Here is a 25,599-nt window from a genome sequence, read left to right as displayed (position 1 = left end):
AGACGCGTACCTTCGGCAAACCATGACAGGGAGGTCGGCATGAAACGTTTGCTGCACGCATGCATCGCGCTGTTCGCCGGTGTTCCCCTGCTCGCGTCGGCGGACCCGGTTCCGCTTGCCGATTTCGCGCGCCACGAGCGGTTTCGCAGCGTAAAGATCTCGCCGAATGGCGACCACCTCGCGGTGAGCGTCGTCGTCGAAACTGGCGGATGCCCAATCCTGGAACGCGAAACCAATTTCGCGCGGTAAAAGTGCGGGATCGAGCCCGGTTACGCGGCGTGCATACCTGAACGCAACCGCGGTAAATATGTGACTCGCATCACACATTGCGCGCAATCCGGGCGCTTGTCACGACCCAATGTCGCCATTCCACCCACTTCAGCGTTAGCCGTGATAGGCCCCCTGGAGTTGCCCGTTCCCATGCCGACCGTTCCCGAGCAGGACTACTGGACCCCGCTTCCCGCCATAGCCGATGACCGCCCTGTGGGGCGCATCAATCCGCTCGCATTCCTCAACCACGGCGAATGCGGTGCCTGGGTGGCAACCTTGCAGGCGTTGCGGGCGATGCCGAGCACGGCCTTCGTGCCGTCGCGATTGCCGGCACCGTCGACGGATGAGGATGCCGGGCTGCCGCCGTTCGCGATTGATGCGACAGGTGCCTGATCTCGGTGGCGTCGCGAGTGCACGCGCGTGCATGCGCTGCGACAGGCTCGCCCGGAGCTAGCGGAAGAGCAGGACGAGCAGGATGATCAGCAGCAACAAGCCGCCACCGCTCGGGTAGTAGCCCCAGCCGGTGCTGTACGGCCATAGCGGCAGTGCGCCGAGAACGAGAAGGACCAGAAGGATCAGGACGATCGTGCGCAGCATGGTGCATTCCTTGGTTCGTGTGGCTGGTGCGGTTCGCAATCGGACTCAGCGCTTGCGGGCACGCGTTCTCGCGGCCTTCTTTGCCGCGGCAGAGCGCGTCGAGGTCGTGCGCTTGCTCGCGGTCTTCTTCGTCGCGCGTTGCGCCGCGGTCTTTTTCGCCGCACGCTTCGCGGGAGCCTTCTTGGCCGCGGTCTTCTTGCGGGAGACTCCTTTCGCGCCGCCGTCCTGCTTGTTGACCGTCGCCCAGGCGCGCTTCTGCGCCGTCTTCTTCGAGACGCCGCGTTTCTCGTAGCCTTCCTCGATGTGCTCGGCCTTGCGACGCTGCTTGGGGCTGTAACTGGATTTGTCGCCCTGTGGCATGGCGTACTCCCGTCAATCGCGAATGGTGGTCGGTTTCCGTCAGCTTCGCTGCGCGACGTTGACTGCTCGCCAAATCGAGGGTGGCCGCGCTACGCCGGCGTTCAGCTGGATCCATCGATACGACATCGATCTCAGCGTGCCGACTTCTTGCGCCTCGGTGCGGGCGGCGCTTTCAACATCGGCAGCCCCTGGCGCACATCGCGGAAGCCGGCCCAGGGATCCCGCTGCCGGCTGCGGATCTTCTTCAGCGCGGACTTCAGCGTATACGCTGCTCCACTGCGCAGGCGGGCAAGTTCCGACCACTCGATCGGCATCGCCACCGGAGCGCCTTCACGCGCGCGCAGCGAGTACGACGCGACCGCGGTCGCGCCGCGTGCATTGCGCAGCCAATCGGTGAAGATTCTCTTGTCGCGTTTCTGCTCGCCGGCGACGCTCACGAACATGCGCGGGCGTTCGGCGGCAAGGATGAGCGCGACCTGCGCGGCGAAGTGCTTCGCATCTGCCCATGCGACGGCCGGCGCGAGTGGAACGACCACATGCAATCCCTTGCCACCGGTCGTGCGCAGGAACGAAACAAGCCCGATCGCATCGAGCGCATCGCCCAGCAGGCGCGCGGCTTTCCTGACATCCGCCCAGGCGACCGAGGGGTGCGGATCGAGGTCGAAGATGACGCGATCGGCATGTTCCTGGTCGGAGGCCAGCGCGCCCCATGGATGGAATTCGAGCACGTTCATCTGCACCAGTTGCAGGACGCCGATCGCATCGTCGACCGCGAGATAACGGTCGCTGCCTTCGTTCTCCTTCACGGTCACCGTGCGCACATGATCGCCCCAGCCGCGCCCGCTGTGCTTCTGGAAGAAGCACGCCTTGCCGACGCCATCGGGACAACGCAACACCGACAGCGGTCGATGCGCGATCCCGTCGAGCAGCAGCGGTGCGACGGCCGTGTAGTAGGCGGCGACATCGGCCTTGGTGATGCCCGAATCCGGAAACACCTCGCGCTCGGGATGCGTGAGGCGGACGTGGCCGGTTCCGATGGAGGCGTCGGTGCGCCTGGCCACGGCGGCGCGCTTCGGAACGCGCTTCGTGCTCTTCGCCTTGACGGCCGACGCATCGCCTTTTCGCGACGCCTTCGATGCGGCAACTGCCTTCGCCATGGTGTGGGCGTCCTTCTCGAGATCGGCCACGGACTTGTCTTCGCGCAACGTCTTCAGCGCAGGCTGGCGCAGCAATCCCTGGCCGCCGATTCCCTGGTGGTAGACCTCGACCACCAGTGCCGGCTTCACCCACTTTGCGAGCGCGCGATCGGTGCGACTCATCTTTTCCACCTCGGCCGGTGCATCGGCAATGCGCGTCCCGGCGAGATCCTTGCGCAGTGCGCGCAATTGCTCATTACTGAAACCCGTGCCCACGCGGCCGACGTATTCGAGTCCCGATCCAACGGGTCTGGCGAGCAGCAGCGCGCCGATGCCGGCGCGACTGCCTTTCGGTTCGGTGTAGCCGACGACGACGAACTCGTCGGACCGGCGTGCCTTGACCTTGACCCAGTCGCCGTTTCGGGTGCCGCGGTAGGTGCTGTCGATGCGCTTGCTGACGATGCCCTCGAGCCCTGACTCGATCGCCTGCTCATAGACCGCGCGACCCTGCCCGAGCTGGTGCGCCGAGTAGCGCAGCAACTCGTGTGGATTGTCACGCAGCAGCGCCTCGAGCCGCATCTTGCGTTCGACCAGCGGCAGCTCCCGCAGCGAGCGGCCCTCGAGGTAGGGCAGGTCGAACAGCATGTAGGCGATCGGCGCTTTCTCCTCGGCGGACAGCCGTCCCTGCAATGCGTTGAAATCGTCGCGGCCGTCGCGCAGCGCGATCATCTCGCCGTCGAGCTGGGCGCTCTCGAGGCCGAGCGAGCGCAGCGCATCGACCAGCTCGGGCACCTTGTCGGTCCATTCGAGACCGTTGCGCGACACAGTCGCACACGTCGATTCTTGATCGTCGCGAGGATGCGGTAGCCGTCCCACTTTGCCTCGTGCAGCCAGTCCCCGCCGGCGGGCGCCTCCGTCGCAACGCGGCACAATTCCGGTTCGAACGGACCGTCCGGGATCGCCGCGCGTTTACCGGCGCCCTTCGCGGGAGTGGCCCGCGGTTCCGGTGTCGAAGGCGCGTCCTTCCAGATCTTGCGGCGCTCGCGCAATGGCAGCGGCCGGTCCGAATGCGCATCGACGAAGTCGTCCGCCTCGCGCGGCCCGGCGTACGCATCGCGATGCTTGATCAGCAGCCATTGCGGCTTCGCTGCTTCCTTGCGCGTGCGCACCAGCACCCACGACCCGCGCAGCACGTCTCCGTGCAGCGTGAACTTGAGTTCGCCCTTGGCCAGTCCTTCGCGCACGCTGCCGATCGGTTCCCACGTTCCGGTGTCGAACACGTCGACATGACCGGCGCCGTAATTTCCTTTCGGAATGTCGCCCTCGAACCCCGCGTACGAAAGCGGGTGATCCTCGACCTGCACCGCCATGCGCTTGACCGCGGGATCGAAGCTCGGCCCCTTCGGCACCGCCCAGCTCTTGAGCGTGCCCGCATGCTCGAGCCGAAAATCGTAGTGGCGATGGCTCGCATGGTGCAGTTGCACCACGAAGAGGCGTCGGCCGCGATTGCCGCCGCTGGCAGGCTCCGGCGTGGAGTGGAACGTGCGTTTGCGTTTGTACTCGGCCAATCCCATGCGAGGTGTGCCTCCAGCACGTGTCGAGCCAGTGTCACCGTCGCATCCTGAACGCTCGCGTTGCGATCGCGTGCAGCGCTAGGCGCCCGGTTGCGCGCTGCCGGGCTTGGCCGCCCTGCCGTGCCGCGCTGCAAGCTGCGCGGCCGGGATGAACATCGCGAGCGCGGTCTCGAGCTTGTTCTTCCAGCCCGCGATGACGTCCGCCTCGCCACGCTCCATCGCCTGGTAGCCAATGCGCGCGACTTCGGCCGGATCCATCTTGGGCGCCGTGCCGATCCGGGTGTCGAGCAGGCCCGCGCGTTCGAAGAAGGCGGTGTCCGTGATCCCGGGCATCAGGCACGACACACTTACGCCCGAATCCTTCAGCTCGTCGCGCAGGGCAAGCGCGAACGAATCGATGAAGGCCTTCGAGGCGTTGTAGACGGCCTGGTAGCTGCCGGGTTGGTAGCCGGCGATGGAGCCGGTGACCAGGATGCGCCCGCGCCGGTTGAGACGCATCTCGCAGCCGACGCGATACAGCAGGTACAGCGTGCCCGACACGTTGGTGTTGAGAACGTGCATGATCGCGTCGAAGCGCTGGTCGAGGAACGCGCTGCCGAGGCCGTGCCCCGCATTCGCGAACAAGCGCGACACGGGCCGATCGCCGACGAGGGCCAGGATTCGGTCGACGCCTTCCTGATCGGACAGGTCTACGCGCGCGGCCGAGACCTGCGCGCCGAGCGCTTCCAGCGCCTGCACCGCATCGTCCAGCGGCGTATCCGCCGCGATCACCAGATCATAGCCGTCGCCGGCAGCGAGCTTGGCCAGTTCCAGGCCGATGCCGGAGGAAGCGCCGGTGACGATCGCCAGCGGGCGGCGCGGAGTCGGGGAGCGCATCGTCGTCATGCCAGCGAACCTCCATCGGGAGCCACGACGCTAGTCGCCCGCGTTCGACCCGGGCATGAACGCGGCACCTGCACGTCGCGCGCGACTCACGCGCGATTCATCGACTCGACGCGATCGGCGACTCATGCGCGCTGCCGCGCCGGCGTCTTCCGCTTCTTCGCCGCGCTCTTCGCGGTCGGTTTCGCAGCGGCCTTCTTCTTGGCCGGCGCGCGCGTTCCCTTGGCTAGGCTTTCCTTGAGAAGCGCGACGAAATCGACCACATTGGTCGATTTCTCCTCTTCTTCTCTTTCCTCCGGCTCGATCTCGACCGCACCCTTGTGCTTGAGCCGCTTCGCGACGACCTTCTTGAGGCGCTCGCGGAATTCATCCTTGTAGTTCGAAGGCTTCCATTCGCCGGACAGCGTCTCGACGAGCTTTTCCGCCATCGCGAGCTCGCTCTTGCTCACGCGGCTCGTGGTCGCCGGAAAATCGTATTCACTCAGCGGAATCACTTCGGACGGATAGCGCAGCAGGTTCATCAGCAGCGCCTTTCCTCGCGGCATCACCGCGCACAGGTATTCGCGCGTGCGGATCACGACGCGGCCGATGCCGATTCGGCCGGTCTTCTCCAGCGTCTGGCGCAGCAGGACGTAGCCTTTCTCCGCACGCTTGCCGGGGACGAGGTAATACGGCTTCTCGAAGTACTCCGGGCCGATCGCATCCGCTTCGACGAACGTGTCGAGGTCGATCATCTCGTGGCTCTCGGGCGCCGCTCCCTTGATGTCCTCGGGCTCGAGCACGACGTAGCTGCCCTTGCGGTATTCGAACGCCTTGACGATATCCTTCCACGGCACTTCGCGCCCCGTCTCGGCGTTCACGCGCTCGTAGCGGATCGGCTTGCGGTTGCGTGCGTCGAGCATGCGGAAATGCAGGTCGTGCGTGCGTTCGCCGCTCATGACGGCGACCGGAATATTGAGCAGTCCGAACGACAGGGTGCCATTCCAGATCGGTCGAGCCATCGCGCTTCCTCCGTGTGTACACGCCTGCAGCCTAGGCGCTGCGTGGCCGACGCGGCAATGCGCAGGCGCCCGCGGGTTGGCGCGGATTCAGCTGCACGTATCGGGTGGATGTTGTCCTGCGTTCAAGCTCCTTGCCGCACACTCGGTCGCGACGCTCATGCGGACGCGGCTTTCGGAGGCCGCACGCGGAACGCAAGGCTGATGCGCGCACCGACCGGCGCAGTCGTTTTGGGAATGCCGTGCAGTGTGTGCAGTTGCGAGGCGTAGTCCATCACGATCACGCTGCCCGGTTGCAGTTCGATCGTGCGCGTCGTCCTCGGCGGCTTCTGGCGCGCGATGGTCATGCGCCGCGGCACGCCGAGCGAGAGGACCGCGATCGGATGCCCGGGCACGAGTTCGGCGAGGCGGTCATGATGCATCGCGACGCTGTCGCGTCCGTCGCGATACAGGTTGAGCCCGACCCCGGTGTACGGTGCGGGCGCCACGCGGTTGACCGCGGCGAGTGCGTCGCGGATCGTCGCAGGCAGGTCTTCGTCGCCGGACAGCGTGTAGTGCCCGCGCAACCGTGGCACCGCGACCTCGCGGTCGTACATTTGACGCCGGTCGGCGCGCCACGCCACGTTGTCGAACAGCGCGTCGAACCACGCAGCCGCCGTGGCCGGCGCGATGACGGACGGCCAGTACTCTATCCGTGCCGACGGATCGTCGACGACGGCGATGCGTGCATCGAGGAAGGACAATTGCATCGGTTGCAGATGGGACCGGTTTCGCCTCGTCTCAATCGCGACCGCCTCACTGCGGCAGCAGATCGGAGTCTGCGCTCCGTTTCCTCATCGCGCTGCGCGCGTCGGCCTCTCCCGCAAGCGGGAGAGGCGACGACGGAAGTTGACCGCCCGCATCACGCCAGCGTGCGCACCTTCGGCTCGCGCGCCCACTGACGCGTCCTGGCTGCCTTGACGAATCCCTTTGCGTCCGATGCGTCGACGATGCCGGCGTCCTTCGCCACGCCGGCGGCTTTCAACACCTTTTGCGCACCGTCGTCGGCGGCGATCGCCTTGAGGTGCCCGAAGGCATCGCGCACGAAGTCGACCGCAGCGGCCTCGTTCGCGAGGCGTTTGCCGGCGTCGTCCGAGAGCACCAGCGCTACCGCATCGAACACCATCGAGGGCGTGCCCGCAAGCTGGCCGTCGGCGGCGCGTTTCCTGCCGTCGCTGAGTTTGGCGCCGCCGACTTTCGGGGCGACGAGCTTGACGCGCGCGCCGGCGGCTTCGGCGGCGGTGCGCAGTGCCTTGATGGTCGCCGCGTCCGAACCGTCGTCCATGAGGATGCCGACGCAGCGTCCCTCGAGCGTATCCTTCATCTTGCCGATGATCTGCAATGCCGGCGATTTCGCCATGTCCTTCGCCTTCACCGCGGCAGGCGGAGCAGGCGGCAGCGCATCCAGGCCGAGGCCATCGGCGACACGCTGCGCCAGGTCGCCGTCGATGTGGCGCAGATGACCCACGATCGCTTCACGCACATGCGGCGTGGCCACCTTCGACAGTTCGAACACGAGCGCAGATGCAATGTGCGCCTGCTCGGGCGGAGTCTGGCTGCGGAAGAACATCCGTGCTTGCGAATAGTGGTCAGCGAAGCTTTCCGCGCGCACGCGACCCTTGGCGCCGTCGTTGGGCACGGTCGCATGGCTGGTGAAACCGCCGCTGGTAGCGCGCGGCGAATCCGCTTCGAGCGAACTCGGTTCGTAGTTGACGCGCCCCTTCGGCACGTTCATCTGCATGTGGCCGTCGCGCTGCAGGTTCGCGTACGGGCATTTCGGCGCGTTGATCGGAATCTGGTGGAAGTTCGGACCGCCGAGGCGGATCAGCTGGGTGTCGAGATAGGAGAACAGGCGCCCTTGCAGCAGCGGATCGTTGCTGAAGTCGATGCCGGGCACGATGTTCGCGGGGCAGAACGCGACCTGCTCGGTCTCGGCGAAGAAGTTGTCCGGCCAGCGGTTCAATTCCATCGTGCCGATCACGGTCAGCGGCACCAGTTCTTCCGGGATCAGCTTGGTCGCGTCGAGGTGGTCGAACGGGAACGCATTCGCCTCTTCCTCGGTGAACAGCTGCACCGCGAGGTCCCATGACGGGTAGCTTCCCGCTTCGATCGACTCGAACAGGTCGCGCCGATGGAAATCGTTGTCGGCCGCCTGCAGCTTGAGCGCCTCGTCCCACACGGTGGATTGCAGGCCGAGCCGCGGGCGCCAGTGGAACTTGACGAAGGTCGAGGCGCCCTTTGCGTCGAGCAGGCGGAAGCTGTGGATGCCGAAACCCTCCATCATGCGCAGCGATCGCGGGATCGTGCGATCGGACATCGCCCACATGATCATGTGCATCGATTCGGGCGTGAGCGAGATGAAATCCCAGAACGTGTCGTGCGCGCTGGCGGCCTGCGGAAACGCGCGATCCGGTTCCATCTTCACCGAATGCACGAGGTCGGGGAATTTCATCGCGTCCTGGATGAAGAACACCGGGATGTTGTTGCCGACAAGGTCCCAGTTGCCTTCCTTGGTGTAGAACTTCACCGCGAAGCCACGCACGTCACGCGGGGTGTCGACCGAGCCGGCGCCTCCGGCCACGGTGGAGAAGCGCGTGAACACCGGGGTCTGCACGCCGACTTCGGTGAGGATGCGCGCGGTCGTGAAGGACTTCAGCGATTTGCTCAGGGTGAACGTGCCGTGCGCGGCGGAACCGCGCGCGTGCACGATGCGTTCCGGGATGCGCTCGTGGTCGAAGTGGGTGATCTTCTCGCGCAGGATGAAGTCTTCGAGCAGGGTCGGTCCGCGCGGATCGGAACGCAGCGAGTTCTGGTTGTCCGCTACGGGGATGCCGAGGTTGGTCGTCAACGCCGGGTGCCTACCACTCGCCTTTTGCTGGAGTTCATCCCCATTGCCCCGTGCGTCCTGGCCGCCCTTGGAAATTGATCTGGATGCAGGCTTGTTTTTCGCGGCCATGTCGGTTGCTCCGGATGAGGGGGTGTGTTTCACATCCTGCGCCGTCGAGGATGAACGGCTCCGGTAGCATCGGGCATCTCGGGGCGCACGAAGGGCTGACGGGACCCGTCATCCGTCATGGAGCCGACGACGCGCGGTACGGCGGGTTCGGTGACGGGTGAGTACGAACCAACCGGCGTTGGCCACATTCCGCGATGCGTCCCGTCCCGGGCTAGTGCCCGGCAGGCTCCTGGCGATTTGCACCGGCGTGGTAGGCGGCGACCGTCTTTCTCAGGAGCGTCGGGTTGTAGACGAGATTGCCGAGGTAGATCGTGAGGTCCGCGCCGGTCAATGCGCGTTGCGCGAGTGCCCTGGCGTTGCCGACGCTCTGCGCGTAGTCGCTGTCGCGCGTGAACCAGATCGCGAGCCGGTCGCCGTCGTGATGGGTCGTGGAGATGCGCGCGATCTCCGACCAGGCGAGGAACGTCGTGTCGCCGTCGGCATGGGTGACGCCGTCTTCATCGACGCTGAGTACGGCATCCCTCGAGGACAGCGCGGTATGGGCGCCGCGCGCGGTCGTCCATCCCAGGCCCAGCGCGAACGCAAGGATCAGGCCGGCCACGATGTTGTTCGCCGGCGAAGGCAGGTTGTCGTGCACGACATACGCCATTGTCGCTCCCGCGATGCACAGCACCACGCCGAACGGCAGCGACAAGAACGCTGTCCATGTGCGGGGATACAGATGGATCGGTTTGGGCGCGAACACGATGTTCGCGCGTGATGCGGATCGGGTGGGCGAGATGCTCATCGGCAGGCAGTTCGGTGGGCTGTGCGCACCCTACCACCGGTCACGCCGCAGGGTGCAGGAAGGCGAGTCCACCCCTACTTCACGCCGTGCATCCAGCGCTTGATCAGCGGCGTCAGCAACAGCGTGAGGAGGCCGCTGCCGATGCCGATCTTCGCCGAGAACAGGAACAGCGCGTCGTACTTCGCGAGCGCGTCGGTGACGTTGAGCACTTCGCCTTCGGGGATTTCCATCGACGACAGCTTGCCGAGCGCGGCGGCGAGCACTTCCGAATACGAGGTGCCGAGGAACCAGCCGCCCATCATGAGGCTGACGACGCGCGGCACGCTGAGCTCGGTGACCGCGGACAGGCCGATCGGCGAGAGCAGCATCTCGCCGACCTCGAGCACGAAGTAGGCGAACACGAACCACCAGATGCCGGTGAGGCCGTTCGCCTGCGGGTGGCGCGCGCTCCACACGAGCACGACGAACGAGAGACCGGCGAGGATCAGGCCGTAGCCGGATTTCGCGGGTTTGCTCGGGTTCCAGCCCGCGCGTTCGAGGCGCGGCCACAGCCAGGCGAAGAACGGTGCGAGCACGAGGATGAAGAACGAGCCGAGCGAGGTCAGTTCGCTCGCGTTCCATTCCTTGCCGAGCGCATCGTGGTTCATCACGCGATCGGAGAACAGCACCCACGAGCCGTAGGTCTGCTCGTAGATCGTGAAGAACACGAGGCACAGCACGATGAAGGCGAGCACGACGAACATCTGCTCGCGCTCGACCTTCGTGCAGCGCGTGAACATGAACCACAGGATGCCGGTGAGCAGGCACGCGGTGATCACGTGCATCGCGAGGATCACCGGGCTCGGCTCGAACCAGCCGGGGATGATCGCGAGGAACAGCGAGTGCGCCTGGATGAGTCCCCAGATCACGACGAGCAGGCCGAGCGAACCGAGATAGATGAGATGCTCGCGCGTGAGCGGACCGAACACGCGCTGGCGCAGCGCCGCGGGATCGCGCGGCTCGGCGTGGCCGAGCAGGTATTTCTGGCCGTAGATGAAATTGGCGAGGCCCGCGAGCATGCCGACGCCGGCCGCACCGAAGCCCCAGCCCCAGCCGTAGGTCTCGCCGAGCCAGCCGCACAGGATGCCGGAGAACGTGCCGCCGAGATTGATACCGGCGTAGAACAGCGTGAAGCCGGAATCGCGGCGCGGATCGTCGTCGGGATAGAGCTTGCCGACGATGGTCGAGATGTTCGGCTTGAGGAAGCCCACGCCGAGGATGATCAGCGCGAGCGAGAAGTAGAACACCTGCAACGCGTGCGCATCGCGCGTGACGACGCCGCCGACGCTGCTCGCGGGATGGCCTTCGATCGCCATGCCGAGATGGCCGAGCACGAGCAGGATGCCGCCGAACACGACCGCCTTGCGCATGCCGAGCCAGCGGTCCGCGACGAGCCCGCCGATCACCGGCATCGCGTAGACGAGGCCACCGTACGCGCCGACGAGGTTGTAGCCGTTGTCGTCGGTGAACAGGTGGTACTTCACGAGGTACAGCAACAGCAGCGCCTTCATGCCGTAGAACGAGAAGCGCTCCCACATCTCGGTGAGGAAGCAGATGTAGAGCCCTTTCGGATGGCCGAGGAATTCGGCCGGACGGTTCCGTGGCAGTGCGACAGTCGACATGCAGGGTTCGGCAGAAAGCGTGCGCCGGAGTATAGCGAGTGATTGCTGCCGTGCTGCCCGCAGGAGCCCACCCTATTGCCATGCGGGGGAGGGCTTCAAGACGATGCGGTCGCAGGAGCAACCGTCTGCGGGGCGATGCATTGTCGAGTGCTGCAAGGGCGATCGACGCCCGGCATGGCCGAAGGCCAGTCGCGGCCGCCCATGCCCGGAGAGCGTCGTGGGGGTGGCGCTGTCCTCAGCCCTCAGTCCCGAAGTCGGCGAGCAAGGCGCTGCGCTGTGCGTTGTCGAGTTCGCTCGTCGCGTGGTAGTGCGGATGGTCGATCGCGAAGTGGACGCGCGCGCCGGCGCGGAACGCGGATATCGCCGCGGGGTCGAGCTCGAAACGCAGGAAATGCACCGCCGACGTCTTGCTCTCGGTGCTGCGTTCGAGGTCCTCGTCGGCGATCGCAACGATCGGCGGATGGCCGTCGACGACCAGTCGGAGGTCGTGTTCGATGCCGCGCAGGCGTTCCAGTTCGCGCCTGCGTTCGGCGACGTCGTCGTACTCGATCAGCAGGGTCGCCTTGAGGTTGGTGGCGTCGGGAATCAGCGGGTTGTACGCGGCGAGTTCATCGGCGATGCCGTCAGCTTCGAAGATGCGTTCGATGCGCAGCATCTCCTGCACCTGGTACTGCACGGTCAGGCGGTCTTCGAACAGCAGGGTCAGGTGCGCGCCGAGGTGGATCGTGCGCGCCTGCTTGTGCGCGAGCACGCGCGCGCGGAACGCGGGGCGCTCGCGCGCGTAGTCCTCGAGTTTCCACAGGTCGGCGGGGGATAGTTTCTTCATGGGCAAGGGCTGCGAGCTGAGGGCCGAAGGGCGGCCGGGCAATGATGGCGCGGGCATTCTGTCCTCGGCCCTATATTCCATACGCATGACGAAGCAGGCCGATCGGACTCTCCGCGCGCGGTGAATCATCGAGGCCGTGCGCGAGGTGCGCGCCGGCCATCGGGCAATCGCTGGCGAAATGGTCCGGTGCCGCCTGCGCGATGCGTGCCTCGACCGGTTTGGCGATCTTGCGCGAGAGCTCGTAGGTCTTGCGCTTCACGCCGTAGGTGCCGTCGTGCCCCGAGCAGCGTTCGATCGCGGTGACTTCGGTGCCGGGCACCAGCGCAAGCACGTCACGCGTCTTCGGCCCGATGTTCTGCACGCGCTGGTGGCAGGGCGCATGCCAGGCGACCTTGCCGAGCGGGTTGCGGAAATCGATCTTCAGCAGGCCGGCCTGGTGGCGTTGCCACAGGTATTCGAACGGGTCGAACATGTGGCGCTTGACGAGCTGGACGTCGGCGTCGTCCGGAAACATCAGCGGCAGTTCCTGCTTGAACATGAGCACGCACGAGGGAATCGCCGCAGTGATGTCCCAGCCGTCGCGCGCGGCGGCGGCGAGTTGCGGGATGTTCTTCTCCTTGTACCGGGCGACGCTGTCGAGGTCCCCAAGTTCGAGCTTGGGCATGCCGCAGCACACTTCGCGTGCGACCAGTTCAACGGCGACGCCGTTGTGCCCGAGCACCGCGGCGAGATCTTCGACCACTTGCGGTTGCGACACGTTGCAGTAGCAGGTCGCAAACAGCATGACCTTGCCGCGCGTGCGTCCCGCCGGCACGAACTCGGCGCTCGCGCCGTCGAGGTGTCCGAGCCGGCGCCGCGCGGTGTCGGCGTGGTACGTCGGCAGGCGCGCGTCCGGGTGCACGCCGAGGGTCTTGTCGAGCAGCGCGCGCGTCGGCTTCGCGCGATTGGCCGCATTGACGACGTCGACGACCACCGGAATCGAGGCAAGCCTGCCGACTGCGGTCGTGCTCGAAAGCACTTTCGCGGCGAGCGTGGTTTCGCCGTCGCGATGACGCTTGGCCTTCGCGCGCAGCATCAGGTGCGGGAAATCGACGTTCCATTCGTGCGGCGGCACGTACGGGCACTTGGTCTGGTAGCACAGGTCGCACAGGTAACACTGGTCGACGACCTTGGCGTAGTCGCTCTTCGCGACGCCGTCGACTTCCATCGTGCTCGACTCGTCGACGAGATCGAACAGGGTCGGAAATGCATGGCACAAGCTGACGCAGCGCCGGCAGCCATGGCAGATGTGGAACACGCGTTCGAGCTCGGCATCGAGCGAGGCCTGCTCGTAGAACGCGGGATTCTTCCAGTCGAGCGGATGGCGCGTCGGGGCGTCGAGGCTGCCTTCACGGGCAGAATTCGTGATCGAGCGTTGTTCGGCCATCGTCCGCCCCCCCCCGCGCAGCCATGCACGCGGGAACGGCCGGCCGTTCCCGCGGATTCGTCGCGACGCAATCCGCTCAGGCGATTTCGCCGAGCGCCTTGGTGAAGCGGTTCGCGTGCGAGCGTTCGGCCTTGGCCAGCGTCTCGAACCAGTCGGCGATCTCGGCGAAGCCTTCCTCGCGCGCAGCCTTCGCCATGCCCGGATACATGTCGGTGTACTCGTGCGTCTCGCCCGCGATGGCGGCCTTCAGGTTGTCCGACGTGCTGCCGATCGGCAGGCCGGTGGCGGGGTCGCCCACCGCTTCGAGATGCTCGAGGTGGCCATGCGCATGGCCGGTCTCGCCCTCGGCGGTCGAGCGGAACACCGCCGCGACATCGTTGTGGCCTTCGATGTCGGCCTTCTGCGCGAAATAGAGATAACGACGATTTGCCTGCGACTCGCCGGCGAACGCGGCCTTGAGGTTCTCTTCGGTGCGGCTGCCTTTCAGGTTGCTCATGATGCACCTCGTGCTGGGTGGATGCTGCATCGGCGCCGGATTCGCCGGCATCGCCCGTCGAACCTAGCACCGACTCGCGGTGCAGTGAAATCGACCGTGGTTATCGCCGTGATAGGGCGGTCCTATGGCAATCAGCGATGCAGGTGGCCGCTTGCCTCCGGCTGGTAGCGGATCGCCGCGATACGCAGCGTGCGCAGGCGACCGCCCGGGACCGGCCACTGGATCGACTGGCCGATGCGCAGGCCGAGGATCGCACTGCCGACCGGCGCGAACACCGACACCTTGCCCGGATCGCCATCCGCCTCGCGCGGGTAGACCAGGGTCAGTTCGTACTCCTCGCCGGCATCGACATCGACCACGCGTGCGGTCGAGTTCATCGTCACGACATCGGCAGGCACCTGCGCAGGTTCGACGATTTCTGCGCGAGCGAGTTCGGCGCGCAGGGTCTGTGCGCCGGGGAAGTGGCGTCGATCGGGTTCATCGAGCAGGGCTTCGATGCGTTCGAGATCGAGACTGGAAACAAGGATCGGCGGGGTGGTGGGTGCGTTGCTCATGACAGCTCCATCAGGTCGAGGCGCGCCGCAAGGAGCGCGAAAGCATGCAGGTACCGTAGTGCAATGCGCAGGGTTTCTCAAACGGGCGGGGGGCAAGCGCAGGCATGAAGCCTGCAGTCGCGCGGCTTCCAGGATTCGCGGGCGTTTCGACTTCGCTCGTCACCGCTCGGCGTGCTCAACGCGAACGGCTGGAAGCTCTGCCACCCGCACGTCGCTGCGTGCGCGCGGCCGGGCCGGCCGCCCGCGCGTCGAGCAGCTCGCTCGGCACGCTGCGCACGACGCCGGCAAGGGTCTTCAGGAACGCGACGATGGCCGAACTCTTGCGCCACACCATCGCGATGCGCCGGCTCGGCGGATCGCCGCGGAACGGCACCAGGTGGATGTCGTTCGAGGTGGCGACAGGCGGTTTCACCGATAGGCTCGGCAGCAACGTGATGCCGACGCCGGCCGCGACCATCTGGCGCAGCGTTTCGAGGCTGGTCGCGCGGAAGCCGCTGCGCTCGACCGCGCCGGCAAGCTGGCAGACCTCGAGCGCCTGGTCGCGCAGGCAATGGCCATCCTCGAGCAGCAGCAGGTTCTGATCGGCGAGGTCGCCGAGCTTGAGCGCCGGAAGCGAGGCGAGCGCGTGGCCCTCGGGCACTGCGAGCACGAAGTCTTCCTCAAACAGGAATTCCTGATGCAGCTGGTCGTCGTGGATCGGCAGCGCGAGGATGCCCGCGTCGAGGCGTCCCTCGCGCAACTGGCGCTGGATCACCTCGGTCTTCTCTTCGGTCAGCAACAGTTCGAGGCGCGGGAAGCGCGCGCGGATCGCCGGCACCACGTGCGGCAACAGGTACGGGCCGAGGGTCGGGAATATGCCGAGTCGCACCGTGCCCGATTCCGGGTCGCGCGTGCGCTGCGCGGCGGCGCGGATCTGCTCGATCTCGCCGAGCACCTCGCGTGCGCGCAGCGCGATCTCGCGTCCGACTTCGGTCAGCAATACCTTGCGCGGCGTGCGCTCGACCAGCGCCACGCCGAGTTCTTCCTCGAGTTTCTTTATCTGGGTCGACAGGGTCGGCTGGCTGACGAAACTCGCTGTGGCGGCGCGCCCGAAGTGCCTGTGTTCGGCGAGGGCGACGAGGTAGCGGAGATCGCGCAGGTTCATGCCAGCGATTGAAGCACCCTATCGAAGTCATTTCAACAATCGAATTGAATGATCGATTGCGAGCCCCTATCCTTTGTTCCGTCGGCGCGATCCAGGCGCCCCATCCGTTGCATCCCACCGACCAACCATCCCACAGGAGTTCCTCCATGCTGACCGTCGGCGACAAGTTCCCGGAATTCAACCTCAAGGCCACGGTCTCGACCGAGAGTGTCGAGAAGGCGTTCGCGCCGATCACGAACACGAGCTACAAGGGCAAGTGGCTGCTCGTGTTCTTCTATCCGAAGGACTTCACCTTCGTCTGCCCGACCGAGATCAAGGGCTTCGGCGACCTCAACCAGCAGTTCGCGGACCGCGACACGCAGGTGCTCGCCGCCAGCACCGACAGCGAGTTCGTGCACCTCGCCTGGCGCAAGGACCACAAGGACCTGCGCGACCTGCCGTTCCCGATGCTCGCGGACACGGCCAAGCGCCTGTCGAGCGCGCTCGGCATCCTCGACGAGGAAGAAGGTGTCGCCAAGCGCGCGACCTTCCTGGTCGATCCGGAAGGCGTGATCCGCTTCGCCTACGTGACCGACGGCAGCGTCGGCCGCAACCCGCAGGAAGTGCTGCGCGTGCTCGACGCGCTGCAGACCGACGAGCTGTGCCCGTGCAACTGGAAGCAGGGCGAAGAGACCTTGAAAGTCGCCTGATCCCGCTCGTGCGATGCCATCGGGCATCGCACGGGATCAGGCGGGTGAGGCAGGATGCCGAACGTCTGCGCACCATGGACGGTTGCTTGCCGCTACCCGCTAGTGCGATGCCCCCAGGCATCGCACGCGGGGGCAGGCGGGTAGGCAGGATGCCGAACGTCTGCGCACCATGGACGGTTGCTAAGCGAATTCCGTTGTTTTCAGTTCAAGTCGGCAGCGCGTCCCTCCCCGCGCCGCCGCTTGTGGGCGCCGGCCATTCGTGGCCGGCGCCAATCTTCCAAGGAGCACGGCATGACCCTCGAACAGATCCGCGACCAGTTGCCCGACTACGCCAAGGACCTTCGCCTCAACCTCGATTCGGTGCTCGGCGAGGCCGGATCGCCGGGGCTGTCCGCCAAGCAGATCGCGATCGTCGCGATTGCCAGCGCGATCTCGGCGCGCCACGATCCGCTGACACGCGCGATCGCCGGAAGGTTTTCCGGTTCGCTCAGTGAAGCGGAAGCGAACGGCGCGCGCGCCGCCGCCTCGATCATGGCAATGAACAACATCTACTATCGCTTCACCCATCTCGTCGGCAACGAGGAATACGCCAAGCTGCGCGCCGGCCTGCGAATGAACGTGATGGCGAACCCGGGTTGCGACAAGATCGATTTCGAACTCGCCTCGCTCGCGGTATCGGCGGTGAACGGTTGCGGCATGTGCATGGAGTCGCATGAGAAGACCCTGCAGAAGCACGGCATCACCGCGCCGGCGATCCAGAGCGCAGTGCGTATCGCGGCGGTGTTGCACGCGGTCGCGGTGACGGCGGAACAGGCGGTCGCGGCTGCGCCAGCGCTCGCTGCGGCGGCTTGATCGGACGGAATGATCCTGTAGGGCCGGGCTTGCTCGGCTCATGACGCGCAAGCGCAGCAGGCAAGCTGCGCTTCGCGGGCCCGGGGGTCACGTCGGAATCGCCGACGTGGCATGACCTCCAGCCCATGCGGCGACCGGTTGGCCGTGGTCTTTTTGGCGATTCCGACATGGCCACGGTTTGCACATGCGTCGCATCGCCCTGCTTTCGCTCCTCATCGCGACCTGTGCCCAGGCTGCGCCCGCCGTCGTTCCGGCCGGCAAACTGCCGGACGACGTCACGCCGCAGCACTATGCCCTGCACCTGACCATCGACCCGCGCCGCGACCGCTTCGACGGCGAAGCGAAGATCCAGGTCAAGCTCGCGCAGAAGACCGACCGCGTCTGGCTGCACGCGCAGCAGATCGCCATTGCGACGACCCGCGTGACCGGCGCCGACGGCAAGCCCGTCGATGCGCAGGCGATCACGCACGGCGACAGCGGCGTGCTCGAAGTGCGCTTCGCGCATGTACTCGCGCCGCAACAGGTCGAACTGTCGTTCGTCTACGATGCGCCGTTCAACCGCCAGCTCGAAGGCGTGTACAAGGTCAAGGTCGGCGACGACGCTTACGCGGTCACGCAGATGGAGCCGGTCAGCGCGCGCTTCGCGTTTCCCGGCTTCGACGAACCTCGTTTCAAGGTTCCGTTCGACCTGAAGCTGACCGTGCCGAAGGAGGACGTCGCGGTCGCGAACACGAGGCAGCTGCGCGAGGAACCATCGGCGGACGCGCAATGGAAAACGCTGACGTTCGCGACCACCAGGCCGCTGCCGACCTATCTCGTCGCATTCGCGGTCGGTCCGTGGGATGTCGCCGAGGCGGCGCCGATTCCCGCCAACGAGGTGCGCAAGACGGCGCTGCCGCTGCGCGCGTTCGGGCCGCGCGGCAGCAAGGCCAAGCTCGCATGGGCGCTCGAAGTCGCGCCGCCGATCGTCAAGTTCTACGAGGACTACACCGCGCAGCCGTATCCGTTCGACAAGCTCGACCTGCTCGGCGCGCCCGATTTCGCCGCCGGCGCGATGGAGAACGCGGGGCTGATCATCTATCGCGACGCGTACCTGCTGACCGACGCGCATTCGGCCGCCGACCACTATCGCAGCGTGTTCAACATCGAGGCGCACGAGATCGCGCACCAGTGGTACGGCGACCTCGTCACCGTGCCGTGGTGGGACGACATCTGGCTCAACGAGTCGTACGCGACCTGGGGCCAGGCGAAAGGCACCGCCGCGTTGCGTCCGGAATACCACGCCGACCTTGAAGCACTCGAGCGGCGCCTGTACGCGATGGCCAGCGACAGCCTGCTCAGCACGCGCAAGGTGCGCCAGCCGATCGAAGGCCGCGGCGATATCGAGACCGCGTTCGACGGCATCACCTACCAGAAGGGGGCTGCCGTCCTCGCGATGTTCGAACGCTGGGTTGGCGAGGACGCGTTCCGCAAGGGCATGCGCGAATACCTCGCGAGCCACGCGTTCGGCAGTGGCAGTTCGAACGACCTTATCGCATCGCTGACGAAGGCGAGCGGCAAGGGCGAGGCGTTCGCGAAAGGCATGCGCAGCTTTCTCGACCAGCCCGGCGTGCCGCTCGTGCACAGCGAACTCGCCTGCGAAAGCGGCAAGGCGACGCTGACGCTGGAGCAGTCGCGCTACCTGCCGTACGGCGTGCTCGCCAAGGACGAGCCGCGCTGGGGCGTGCCGGTGTGCACACGCTTCGGTCGCGGCGGCGCGTCGGACAGCGAATGCTTCCTGCTCGAAGGCCGGAAGCAGTCGTTCGACGTCGCAGGCGCATGCCCTGACTGGTACCTGCCGAACGCGGATGCGCGTGGCTACTACCGTTTCGACCTCGCTGCAGCCGACCTCGCGAAGCTCGGTGCCGCCGCCGCCAGGCTGTCGTCGCCCGAACAGGTGGTGTATGCCGATGCCATCGACAGCGCGTTCCGCCGCGGCACGCTGCCCGCTTCCGCCGTGCTCGACGCAATGCCCGCGCTTGCCTCGGCGCCGATGCCGCAGGTCGCGACCGCCTTGCTCGACCGCTACCAGTGGATTCGCGAGCATCTTGCCGATGCCGCGACGCAGCCCGTGCTCGATGCGTGGGTCACGCGCCTGTACGCGCCGCGCCTGCAGCAACTCGGGTTCCACCGGCGCGACAAGGAGCCGGGCACCGACACTGCGCTGCGCACGCGCATCGCCGAATTCCTCGCGATGGTCGTGCGCGATCCGGCCACGCGCGCGGAACTCGCAAAACAAGGACGCGCCGCGCTCGGCCTCGACGGAGCCGGCAAGCCGGATCTCACGCGCGCGGATGCGGACCTGCTCGTGACCGCGCTCAAGGTCGCGGTGCAGGACGGCGGCAAGGACACCTTCGACGCCGCGCAGCGCGCGTTCGAGGCGAACCGCGACACCACGCAGCGTTACGCCCTGCTCGCGGGCCTCGGTGCGACGCGCGATGCCGCGCTCGCTGAACGCGCGCGCGACTATGGGCTCGGTGCGTCGGTGCAGATCGGCGAGATGTCACGGCTGTATGAAGCGCAGATCGCGGAGCCGGAGAACCGAGCGGCGATGTGGCAGTGGCTGATGAAGAACTTCGACGCCTACCGCGTGCGCCTGCCCGCCTTCGCGCAGGCGTACTTGCCGAAGACGTTCGACTACGGTCGCTGCGGCAGCGCCGCTGCGGACGAGATGTCTGGGTTCCTCGCCCCGCGCGTGAAGGATTTGATTGGCGGTGAACGCGGCCTCGGCCAGACGCTCGAAGGCATCCGCCAGTGCGGCGCGCTGCGCGGGCACGTCGATCGCAAGGCGCTCGCCGAGTGGAGTGCCGCACACTCTCTGTAAGGGCGGAACTTGCGCCGCCGCTCTCGCGCTCGGCGTGATCCGAACCGGGCACGCTCGGTTGTGCAAGGGCGCGCTTTCTACTGGGCCGCGCAATCGAACGGCAGCAGCCCGTGCAGCCAGGGCGCGTGCATGCCGAGCCACGGACCGGCGAGCGTGAGCACCGCGCTGGCGAGCAGGGCGCCGGCGGCGATGCGGCGGTTGCCGGTCCGTGCGCCGAAACGCGCGAAGCGCTCAGCGCCGAATGCAGCCGCAAGCAGCGCAGGTGCGGTGCCGAGTCCGAACATCGCCATCGTCGCCGCACCGTGTATGGCGTCCAGTTGCAGCGCCGCGATCAGCAGCACCGTGTAGACGAAACCGCACGGCATCCAGCCCCACACCATGCCGAACGCGAACGCACGCGGCACGCTCGAGACCGGCAGCAGGCGCCGGCCAAGCGGCGCGAGATGCGGCCATACGCGCCGACCGATGCCGAAGCCGGGGTCGCGCAGGCGGCCCGATGCGACGAGTGCGCCGAGCAGCAAGGCCGCGGCGCTCAAGGCGCGCAACGCGCGGCGCACGGATTCGATGTCCAGCAGCGCGATCAGGCCGCCGAGCGCGCCACCGAGCAGCAGTCCTGCGAGCACGTACGATGCGATGCGGCCGCACTGGTAGGCGACCAGCAGGTCCGCTCGCGCGCGACCGTCGGGGCGCTTCGCGGTTGCCATTCCGAGCGCGGCGGAAATGCCGCCGCACATGACCAGGCAATGGCCGCTTGCGGCGAGGCCGAGGAGCAGCGCGGCGAACAGGGTCGGCACGTTCGAGATCACCGGCGCCGCTTCCGTTCGGAATCCGTGGGGCGCTTCGAATCGGCGTCGGCCTGACGGGCGTCGTCGTTCGTTGCCGTCGTGGTATCGCGAACCTCATCGTCGCCGTTGCTGGCGTCGTCCTGCCTGTTGGGGCGCGGATCGTCGAGCAGCGGCAGCAGCTTCGGCGTATCCATATCGTCGAACTGGTCGTGGTCGACCGCCCAGAAGAACGCGATCACGGCGCCAAGGGCGAGCAGTACCGACAGCGGGATCAGCACGAGCAGGATGTTCATGCGATCGCCACTCCCGCCGGGGGTGCGGATGCCGGCGCCGGTGCGCGGCGGCGACCGATGCGCATCGCGTTCAGCACGACCACGAGCGAGCTCGCCGACATGCCGAGCGCGGCGAGCCACGGCGGCACGAAGCCGAGTGCGCCGAACGGTACCGCGACGAGGTTGTAGGCGAGTGCCCAACGATGGTTCTGGCGCAGAACGGCCATCGTTTCGCGCGCGAGTGCGATCGCCTGCGGCAACGCGCCGAGTTCGGCACGCGCAAGCACGACGTCGCTCGACGCCTGCGCGAGATCGCTGCCGCCGCCGATCGCGACCGCGACATCGGCGCTGGCGAGCACGGGTGCATCGTTGACGCCGTCGCCCACCGCGATCACGCGGGCGCCGCCGGTGCGCAGCGCATCGAGGCGCGCGAGCTTGTCCGAAGGAGTCTGGCGCGCGCGCCACTGCGTGACGCCGAGGCGTTGCGCAAGCGCTGCGACTTTGGCGCCGGCGTCGCCGCTGACGACTTCGACTGCGAGGCCGTGATCGGCAAGCGCATCGAGCGCGCCGCGCGCCCCCGCACGCACCTGTTCGCCGATGTGGAACGCGGCGATCAGGCCGTCGTCGTCGGCGAGCACGACGGCGTCGTCGAGCGTCGTGTCGGATTCTCCGCAAAGAGCGCTGGATCCCGGCGTTTGCAGCAGTGAATTTCCGGTTGACGCATGCGCGTCCTTCCACACGAACGCGGGTTGGCCGAGGCGCAGCGTGCGACCGCCGATGCGTCCGCGCAGGCCGTGGCCCGCGATTTCCTCGACCTGTTCGGCGACGGGCGGCACGACGCTGGTGTCCGCGTTGGCGATCGCACGCGAGAGCGGATGGCGGCTGCCGCGCGCGAGCGCGGCAGCGAGCGCGAGCGCGTCGCGCGTCTCGCCACGCAGGCAGTCGATGCGCTCGATGCCGGACTGCGGTTCGGTCAATGTTCCGGTCTTGTCGAACACGACATGGGTCGCGCCCGCGAGCGTCTCGATCGCATCGGCGTGCACGACCAGCACGCCGCGTCGGGCGAGCAGCGCTAGCGCGCGCGTCAGCGCCGCCGGCACCGCGAGCGCGAACGCGCACGGGCAGGACACGACGAGTACGGCGAGCGTCGCCCCGAACGCGCGCGACGGATCGACCAGGCTCCAGCCGATTGCGGTCAGGGCGGCGAGCGCGAGCACGCGCGCGACGAAGCGCGCGGCGGCGCGTTCGCCGGCTTGCGCGAGGCGCGGGCGCTCCGCCTGCGCGCGCGAGACCAGCGCGACGATGCCGGCAAGCGCGGTGTCGGCGCCGACGCGTTCGACCCGCAGCGTCGCCGGACCATCCACGACCAGGCTGCCCGCAACGAGCGCGTCGCCGTGGCGTTTGGTCACGGGCGCGGATTCGCCGGACAACAGTGCCTCGTCGACGCGGCAGTGTTCGCCGTCGAAGCGGCCATCGGCCGGCACCGACGCGCCGGTTGCGACCGAGACGCGATCGCCGGCGACGAGTTCCAGCGCGCCGACGCGTTCGATCGAACCATCCTCGCGGATGCGTTCGGCGAATGCCGGGGTCAGGCGCGCGAGCGCGTCGCCGAGGTCGCCGGCGCGATGACGGGCGCGCATCTCGAGCTGGCGGCCGAGCAGGAGCAGGAACACGAACATGCTGACCGAGTCGAAGTAGACCTCGCTTCCGCCGCGGACTGCTTCGAACACGCTCGCCGCGTAGATCAGTGCGATCGCCAGCGCCACCGGCACGTCCATCGCGAGGCGGCGCGCACGCAGCGCGCGCAGCGCGCCGGCAAAGAACGGACGTGCCGCGTACAGCACGACCGGCGAGGCGACCAGCAGGCCGAGCCAGCGGAACAGGTCGCGCGTGCTCGTGTCGGAGCCGTCGAACGCGCCGAGGTAGAGCGCGCTCGCGTACATCATCGCCTGCATCGCGCCAAAGCCGGCGACGGCGAGACGCTTCAGTGCGGCGCGCGATTCGCTGCGGCGGCTGTCGTCGAGCGCGGCGGCGTCGAGCGGCAGCGCGCGGTAGCCGGCGCGCTCGAATGCTTCGACGATGCGCGCGATGTCGCATTGCGCTTCGTCCCAGACGATGCGCGCGCGTCGCGCGGCGGCGTTGACCTGCACGCGTTCGACGCCGGGCAGGGCGTCGAGCATGCGTTCGATCAGCCATACGCAGGCGGCGCAGCGTACGCCTTCGACGAGCACGATCGCCTCACGGCGACCATCGCCGGCATCGCGCACGACGTGGCGCGCGAGATCCGCGCGTCGCCATGCGGTCCCGTCGCCTGCCACGCCTTGCGGGCGCTGCGCGGGCTCGCTGCGCAAGCGGTAGTAGTCGGCTAGGCCGAGCTGGTCGATCCATTCGACCGCGGCGCGGCAGCCTTGGCAGCAGACGGGATGGATGGCGCCGGCAGCGGTCGCCTGCAACGTCACGCCGGCCGGCAGCGCTTCGCCGCAATGCCAGCAGGCCGCGTTCACGGCACCGCCTGCACCGGCGCGTGCGGTGGTGGCCGCGCCAGCGGCATCTTCATGATCTCGCCGCCGGCGGTCGGCAGCGGTACGTCCGCATGGCGCGAGCCGAGCACGATCATCAGCACGCAGCCGGCGAGCGAGGCGGTGAACAGCAGCGCGCCCAGCCAGAGCACCGGCTGGCGATACCACGCCGAGCGGGAGGCGTCAGCGTGCGGTGGCAGCGTGCGAGGTTGCATACACCCACGCCGCGATGAGGCGTGTTTCGGTGTCGTCGAGGCGCGTGCGCCAAGCCGGCATGACGCCACCGCGACCGTCCCGGATGGTTTTTTCGATCGTCGCGAGATCGCCGTCGTACAGCCACACTTCGTCGGTGAGGTTCGGTGCGCCGAGAGCCTGGTTGCCCTTGCCGGTCGGGCCATGGCAGGCGGAACACACCGCGAACGCGGCCTGGCCCGCCGCGGCCTTCGCCGGCGAATGGTCGGCGCCCGACAGGCTGCGCACGTAGTTGGCCAGGTTCTCGGTCGTGGCCGCGTCGAACGAGCCGCCGAACGGCGGCATGACGCCGTGGCGACCGTCCTGGATGCTGGCGAGGATCCCATTGCCGTCGCCAGCGTAGAGCCAGTCGCGGTCGACCAGGTTCGGCGCGCCGATCAGATGGTTGCCTTGTCCGTCGCGACCGTGGCAAGCGGCGCAGTTGTCGATGAACAGGCGCTGGCCCATGCGCGTCGCTTCGGCATCGCCCGCGATCTTCTCGACCGGCTGCCCGGCGGAGCGCTGCAGCAGCGGATCGAGCTTGGCGCGGTTGGCGGCGACGTCCGCGGCGAGTTCGCCGTGCGCGGTCCAGCCGAGCGTGCCCTTCCACGAGCCGAAGCCGGGATAGAGCACTAGGTAGGAGAAGCCGACCGCGAACATCGCGGCCGACAACAGCACCCACCACAGCGGCAACCTGCGCACGCCTTCGCGCAATACGCCGTGCGCCCACACATGGCCGCTGGTGCCGTCAGGCTGCACCGGAATCTTCACGCGCTGTCCCCACAGGAACAGGAACAGCGTGATGCCGAGGTTCAGCACCACGAGGAACATGATCCAGCCCGACCAGAACGAACTCATGGCGATTCCTCGTCATTCATCGGCAGGCGCGCAAGCTCGTCGTACTTCGGTTTGTGGCGTGCCTGCCAGACCCAGATCCAGATGCCGATGAAGCTCAGCATCGTCGCCAGCGTGACGACGCCCGCGAGGTGTCCCCAGAACGGCGCGATCGTCATGGCGCGGCCTCCGGCGTTGCATGTGTGCCCGCAGCGGCGGTCTTCGGCATGTTGGCGACGCCGAGGCCCTGCAGGTAGGCGATCAGCGCTTCCATTTCGGTGTGCCCGCTGACCGCTGCCTGCGCACCCGCGATGTCGGCGTCGGTGTACGGGTCGCCGAGCGTGCGCAGGGTGCGCATGCGCGCCTCGATGTCGGCAGGATCGAGCATCGCCTGCGACAGCCATGCATAGGCGGGCATGTTCGACTCCGGCACCAGCGAGCGCGGATCGCGCAGGTGCAGGCGCTGCCATTCGTCGGAGTACTTGCCGCCGACGCGTGCGAGATCGGGACCGGTGCGCTTGGAGCCCCACTGGAACGGGCGATCGTAGACCGAGTCCTCGGCGACCGAATACGGCCCGTAGCGTTCGGTCTCGGCGCGCAGCGCACGGATCTGCTGCGAATGGCACAGGTAGCAGCCTTCGCGCACGTAGATGTCCTTGCCGGCCAGGCGCAGCGCACCGTACGGCTTGACGCCTTCGGCGGGCTTTACCGTGTGCGCGGCCATGAACAGCGGCGTGATCTCGGCGAGCCCGCCGATCGAGACCATGATCGCGGTCAGAATGCCGAGCAAGCCGGCATGCTTCTCGACCGCCTCAAAGTATTTGTAACCTCCGGCCATTGTCTTCTCC

Annotated in this window: 25 protein-coding genes and 1 pseudogene; 5 read left to right on the top strand and 21 right to left on the bottom strand. The window is 67.3% G+C overall.

Features of this window, described 5'->3' with window-relative positions; genetic code table 11:
- Positions 1-39: 39 nt before the first annotated feature.
- The gene (locus ACILRJ_RS11215; RefSeq protein WP_395683275.1) at positions 40-249 is read left to right on the top strand and encodes a hypothetical protein; all 210 of its coding nucleotides are present in this window, start codon (positions 40-42) and stop codon (positions 247-249) included.
- Between the two features lie 171 nt (positions 250-420).
- Positions 421-663, top strand: a complete 243-nt coding sequence (locus ACILRJ_RS11210) for a hypothetical protein (protein WP_395683274.1) — start codon at positions 421-423, stop codon at positions 661-663.
- 57 nt (positions 664-720) lie between these two features.
- Here ACILRJ_RS11210 and ACILRJ_RS11205 read toward each other — a convergent pair whose 3' ends face one another.
- The 14 genes and pseudogenes from ACILRJ_RS11205 to ACILRJ_RS11140 form a co-directional block, all read right to left on the bottom strand.
- A complete protein-coding gene (locus tag ACILRJ_RS11205; RefSeq protein ID WP_395683273.1) occupies positions 721-867 on the bottom strand; it encodes a DUF3309 family protein in 147 nt (48 codons plus the stop codon).
- A 45-nt stretch (positions 868-912) separates the two neighbouring features.
- Positions 913-1,227 carry a hypothetical protein gene (locus tag ACILRJ_RS11200; RefSeq protein ID WP_395683272.1) on the bottom strand — a complete coding sequence of 105 codons (315 nt, stop codon included), beginning with the start codon at positions 1,225-1,227 and terminating at the stop codon, positions 913-915.
- A 131-nt stretch (positions 1,228-1,358) separates the two neighbouring features.
- Positions 1,359-3,937: pseudogene (gene ligD / locus ACILRJ_RS11195) on the bottom strand (DNA ligase D).
- A 78-nt stretch (positions 3,938-4,015) separates the two neighbouring features.
- On the bottom strand, positions 4,016-4,822 hold the full coding sequence (locus ACILRJ_RS11190) for an SDR family NAD(P)-dependent oxidoreductase (RefSeq protein WP_395683271.1): 807 nt from the start codon (positions 4,820-4,822) through the stop codon (positions 4,016-4,018).
- Between the two features lie 122 nt (positions 4,823-4,944).
- Complete coding sequence (locus tag ACILRJ_RS11185) at positions 4,945-5,820, bottom strand: Ku protein (protein WP_395683270.1); 876 nt, start codon at positions 5,818-5,820, stop codon at positions 4,945-4,947.
- Between the two features lie 155 nt (positions 5,821-5,975).
- Positions 5,976-6,566: an alpha-ketoglutarate-dependent dioxygenase AlkB family protein gene (locus ACILRJ_RS11180; RefSeq protein WP_395683269.1), complete on the bottom strand. Its 591-nt coding sequence runs from the start codon at positions 6,564-6,566 to the stop codon at positions 5,976-5,978.
- A gap of 152 nt (positions 6,567-6,718) precedes the next feature.
- Positions 6,719-8,812, bottom strand: a complete 2,094-nt coding sequence (locus ACILRJ_RS11175) for a catalase (RefSeq protein ID WP_395683268.1) — start codon at positions 8,810-8,812, stop codon at positions 6,719-6,721.
- A gap of 211 nt (positions 8,813-9,023) precedes the next feature.
- Complete coding sequence (locus tag ACILRJ_RS11170) at positions 9,024-9,599, bottom strand: hypothetical protein (protein WP_395683267.1); 576 nt, start codon at positions 9,597-9,599, stop codon at positions 9,024-9,026.
- A 74-nt stretch (positions 9,600-9,673) separates the two neighbouring features.
- Entirely contained in the window at positions 9,674-11,260 is a 1,587-nt protein-coding gene (locus ACILRJ_RS11165; protein ID WP_395683266.1) for a peptide MFS transporter, read from the bottom strand.
- 235 nt (positions 11,261-11,495) lie between these two features.
- The gene (locus ACILRJ_RS11160) at positions 11,496-12,086 is read right to left on the bottom strand and encodes a DUF3501 family protein (protein ID WP_395683265.1); all 591 of its coding nucleotides are present in this window, start codon (positions 12,084-12,086) and stop codon (positions 11,496-11,498) included.
- Positions 12,087-12,156: 70 nt separating this feature from the next.
- Positions 12,157-13,512, bottom strand: a complete 1,356-nt coding sequence (locus ACILRJ_RS11155) for a (Fe-S)-binding protein (RefSeq protein ID WP_395683264.1) — start codon at positions 13,510-13,512, stop codon at positions 12,157-12,159.
- Between the two features lie 76 nt (positions 13,513-13,588).
- A complete protein-coding gene (locus tag ACILRJ_RS11150; RefSeq protein ID WP_395683263.1) occupies positions 13,589-14,008 on the bottom strand; it encodes a rubrerythrin family protein in 420 nt (139 codons plus the stop codon).
- Positions 14,009-14,139: 131 nt separating this feature from the next.
- A complete protein-coding gene (gene rnk / locus ACILRJ_RS11145) occupies positions 14,140-14,562 on the bottom strand; it encodes a nucleoside diphosphate kinase regulator (protein WP_395683262.1) in 423 nt (140 codons plus the stop codon).
- 175 nt (positions 14,563-14,737) lie between these two features.
- Positions 14,738-15,706: a LysR substrate-binding domain-containing protein gene (locus ACILRJ_RS11140; protein ID WP_395683261.1), complete on the bottom strand. Its 969-nt coding sequence runs from the start codon at positions 15,704-15,706 to the stop codon at positions 14,738-14,740.
- A gap of 146 nt (positions 15,707-15,852) precedes the next feature.
- Here ACILRJ_RS11140 and ACILRJ_RS11135 point away from each other — a divergent pair, with 146 nt between their 5' ends.
- The 3 genes from ACILRJ_RS11135 to ACILRJ_RS11125 all read left to right on the top strand — a co-directional run bounded on the left by ACILRJ_RS11135 (position 15,853) and on the right by ACILRJ_RS11125 (position 20,110).
- On the top strand, positions 15,853-16,395 hold the full coding sequence (locus ACILRJ_RS11135) for a peroxiredoxin (RefSeq protein ID WP_395683260.1): 543 nt from the start codon (positions 15,853-15,855) through the stop codon (positions 16,393-16,395).
- 291 nt (positions 16,396-16,686) lie between these two features.
- Positions 16,687-17,247 (top strand): carboxymuconolactone decarboxylase family protein, encoded by a 561-nt coding sequence (locus ACILRJ_RS11130; RefSeq protein ID WP_395683259.1) that lies wholly within the window; start codon positions 16,687-16,689, stop codon positions 17,245-17,247.
- A gap of 184 nt (positions 17,248-17,431) precedes the next feature.
- Positions 17,432-20,110 carry a M1 family metallopeptidase gene (locus tag ACILRJ_RS11125; protein WP_395683258.1) on the top strand — a complete coding sequence of 893 codons (2,679 nt, stop codon included), beginning with the start codon at positions 17,432-17,434 and terminating at the stop codon, positions 20,108-20,110.
- 77 nt (positions 20,111-20,187) lie between these two features.
- On the opposite strand, the gene ACILRJ_RS11120 is transcribed toward ACILRJ_RS11125, so the two are convergent.
- The 7 genes from ACILRJ_RS11120 to ccoO are packed head-to-tail and all read right to left on the bottom strand — an operon-like array spanning position 20,188 to position 25,589.
- Positions 20,188-20,916, bottom strand: coding sequence for a sulfite exporter TauE/SafE family protein (locus ACILRJ_RS11120; protein ID WP_395683257.1), 729 nt, complete (start codon positions 20,914-20,916; stop codon positions 20,188-20,190).
- Positions 20,913-21,188, bottom strand: a complete 276-nt coding sequence (gene ccoS, locus ACILRJ_RS11115) for a cbb3-type cytochrome oxidase assembly protein CcoS (RefSeq protein ID WP_395683256.1) — start codon at positions 21,186-21,188, stop codon at positions 20,913-20,915. The genes ACILRJ_RS11120 and ccoS overlap by 4 nt, the downstream gene beginning before the upstream one ends.
- Positions 21,185-23,671, bottom strand: coding sequence for a heavy metal translocating P-type ATPase (locus tag ACILRJ_RS11110; RefSeq protein ID WP_395683255.1), 2,487 nt, complete (start codon positions 23,669-23,671; stop codon positions 21,185-21,187). The genes ccoS and ACILRJ_RS11110 overlap by 4 nt, the downstream gene beginning before the upstream one ends.
- On the bottom strand, positions 23,668-23,901 hold the full coding sequence (locus ACILRJ_RS11105) for a hypothetical protein (RefSeq protein WP_395683254.1): 234 nt from the start codon (positions 23,899-23,901) through the stop codon (positions 23,668-23,670). The genes ACILRJ_RS11110 and ACILRJ_RS11105 overlap by 4 nt, the downstream gene beginning before the upstream one ends.
- Positions 23,870-24,775 carry a cytochrome-c oxidase, cbb3-type subunit III gene (ccoP, locus tag ACILRJ_RS11100; protein WP_395683253.1) on the bottom strand — a complete coding sequence of 302 codons (906 nt, stop codon included), beginning with the start codon at positions 24,773-24,775 and terminating at the stop codon, positions 23,870-23,872. Before ccoP ends, ACILRJ_RS11105 begins: the two co-directional genes overlap by 32 nt.
- Positions 24,772-24,930 (bottom strand): cbb3-type cytochrome oxidase subunit 3, encoded by a 159-nt coding sequence (locus ACILRJ_RS11095; protein WP_395683252.1) that lies wholly within the window; start codon positions 24,928-24,930, stop codon positions 24,772-24,774. Before ACILRJ_RS11095 ends, ccoP begins: the two co-directional genes overlap by 4 nt.
- Positions 24,927-25,589, bottom strand: coding sequence for a cytochrome-c oxidase, cbb3-type subunit II (gene ccoO / locus ACILRJ_RS11090; protein WP_395683251.1), 663 nt, complete (start codon positions 25,587-25,589; stop codon positions 24,927-24,929). The genes ACILRJ_RS11095 and ccoO overlap by 4 nt, the downstream gene beginning before the upstream one ends.
- Positions 25,590-25,599 lie beyond the last annotated feature (10 nt).

Origin of the sequence: Dokdonella sp., from assembly GCF_044227025.1 — a bacterium.
Lineage (GTDB): Bacteria > Pseudomonadota > Gammaproteobacteria > Xanthomonadales > Rhodanobacteraceae > Dokdonella_A.
Note: the sequence above shows the minus strand (reverse complement) of the source record. Positions and strands in the feature narration are given on the sequence as shown.

Excerpts from the sequence above, each read along its gene's own strand:
- ACILRJ_RS11215 (WP_395683275.1), top strand. The coding sequence starts at position 40 with ATGAAACGTTTGCTGCACGCATGCATCGCGCTGTTCGCCGGTGTTCCC.
- ACILRJ_RS11210 (WP_395683274.1), top strand. The coding sequence starts at position 421 with ATGCCGACCGTTCCCGAGCAGGACTACTGGACCCCGCTTCCCGCCATA.
- ACILRJ_RS11205 (WP_395683273.1), bottom strand. The coding sequence starts at position 867 with ATGCTGCGCACGATCGTCCTGATCCTTCTGGTCCTTCTCGTTCTCGGC.
- ACILRJ_RS11200 (WP_395683272.1), bottom strand. The coding sequence starts at position 1,227 with ATGCCACAGGGCGACAAATCCAGTTACAGCCCCAAGCAGCGTCGCAAG.
- ACILRJ_RS11190 (WP_395683271.1), bottom strand. The coding sequence starts at position 4,822 with ATGACGACGATGCGCTCCCCGACTCCGCGCCGCCCGCTGGCGATCGTC.
- ACILRJ_RS11185 (WP_395683270.1), bottom strand. The coding sequence starts at position 5,820 with ATGGCTCGACCGATCTGGAATGGCACCCTGTCGTTCGGACTGCTCAAT.
- ACILRJ_RS11180 (WP_395683269.1), bottom strand. The coding sequence starts at position 6,566 with ATGCAATTGTCCTTCCTCGATGCACGCATCGCCGTCGTCGACGATCCG.
- ACILRJ_RS11175 (WP_395683268.1), bottom strand. The coding sequence starts at position 8,812 with ATGGCCGCGAAAAACAAGCCTGCATCCAGATCAATTTCCAAGGGCGGC.
- ACILRJ_RS11170 (WP_395683267.1), bottom strand. The coding sequence starts at position 9,599 with ATGAGCATCTCGCCCACCCGATCCGCATCACGCGCGAACATCGTGTTC.
- ACILRJ_RS11165 (WP_395683266.1), bottom strand. The coding sequence starts at position 11,260 with ATGTCGACTGTCGCACTGCCACGGAACCGTCCGGCCGAATTCCTCGGC.
- ACILRJ_RS11160 (WP_395683265.1), bottom strand. The coding sequence starts at position 12,086 with ATGAAGAAACTATCCCCCGCCGACCTGTGGAAACTCGAGGACTACGCG.
- ACILRJ_RS11155 (WP_395683264.1), bottom strand. The coding sequence starts at position 13,512 with ATGGCCGAACAACGCTCGATCACGAATTCTGCCCGTGAAGGCAGCCTC.
- ACILRJ_RS11150 (WP_395683263.1), bottom strand. The coding sequence starts at position 14,008 with ATGAGCAACCTGAAAGGCAGCCGCACCGAAGAGAACCTCAAGGCCGCG.
- rnk (WP_395683262.1), bottom strand. The coding sequence starts at position 14,562 with ATGAGCAACGCACCCACCACCCCGCCGATCCTTGTTTCCAGTCTCGAT.
- ACILRJ_RS11140 (WP_395683261.1), bottom strand. The coding sequence starts at position 15,706 with ATGAACCTGCGCGATCTCCGCTACCTCGTCGCCCTCGCCGAACACAGG.
- ACILRJ_RS11135 (WP_395683260.1), top strand. The coding sequence starts at position 15,853 with ATGCTGACCGTCGGCGACAAGTTCCCGGAATTCAACCTCAAGGCCACG.
- ACILRJ_RS11130 (WP_395683259.1), top strand. The coding sequence starts at position 16,687 with ATGACCCTCGAACAGATCCGCGACCAGTTGCCCGACTACGCCAAGGAC.
- ACILRJ_RS11125 (WP_395683258.1), top strand. The coding sequence starts at position 17,432 with ATGCGTCGCATCGCCCTGCTTTCGCTCCTCATCGCGACCTGTGCCCAG.
- ccoS (WP_395683256.1), bottom strand. The coding sequence starts at position 21,188 with ATGAACATCCTGCTCGTGCTGATCCCGCTGTCGGTACTGCTCGCCCTT.
- ACILRJ_RS11105 (WP_395683254.1), bottom strand. The coding sequence starts at position 23,901 with ATGCAACCTCGCACGCTGCCACCGCACGCTGACGCCTCCCGCTCGGCG.
- ccoP (WP_395683253.1), bottom strand. The coding sequence starts at position 24,775 with ATGAGTTCGTTCTGGTCGGGCTGGATCATGTTCCTCGTGGTGCTGAAC.
- ACILRJ_RS11095 (WP_395683252.1), bottom strand. The coding sequence starts at position 24,930 with ATGACGATCGCGCCGTTCTGGGGACACCTCGCGGGCGTCGTCACGCTG.
- ccoO (WP_395683251.1), bottom strand. The coding sequence starts at position 25,589 with ATGGCCGGAGGTTACAAATACTTTGAGGCGGTCGAGAAGCATGCCGGC.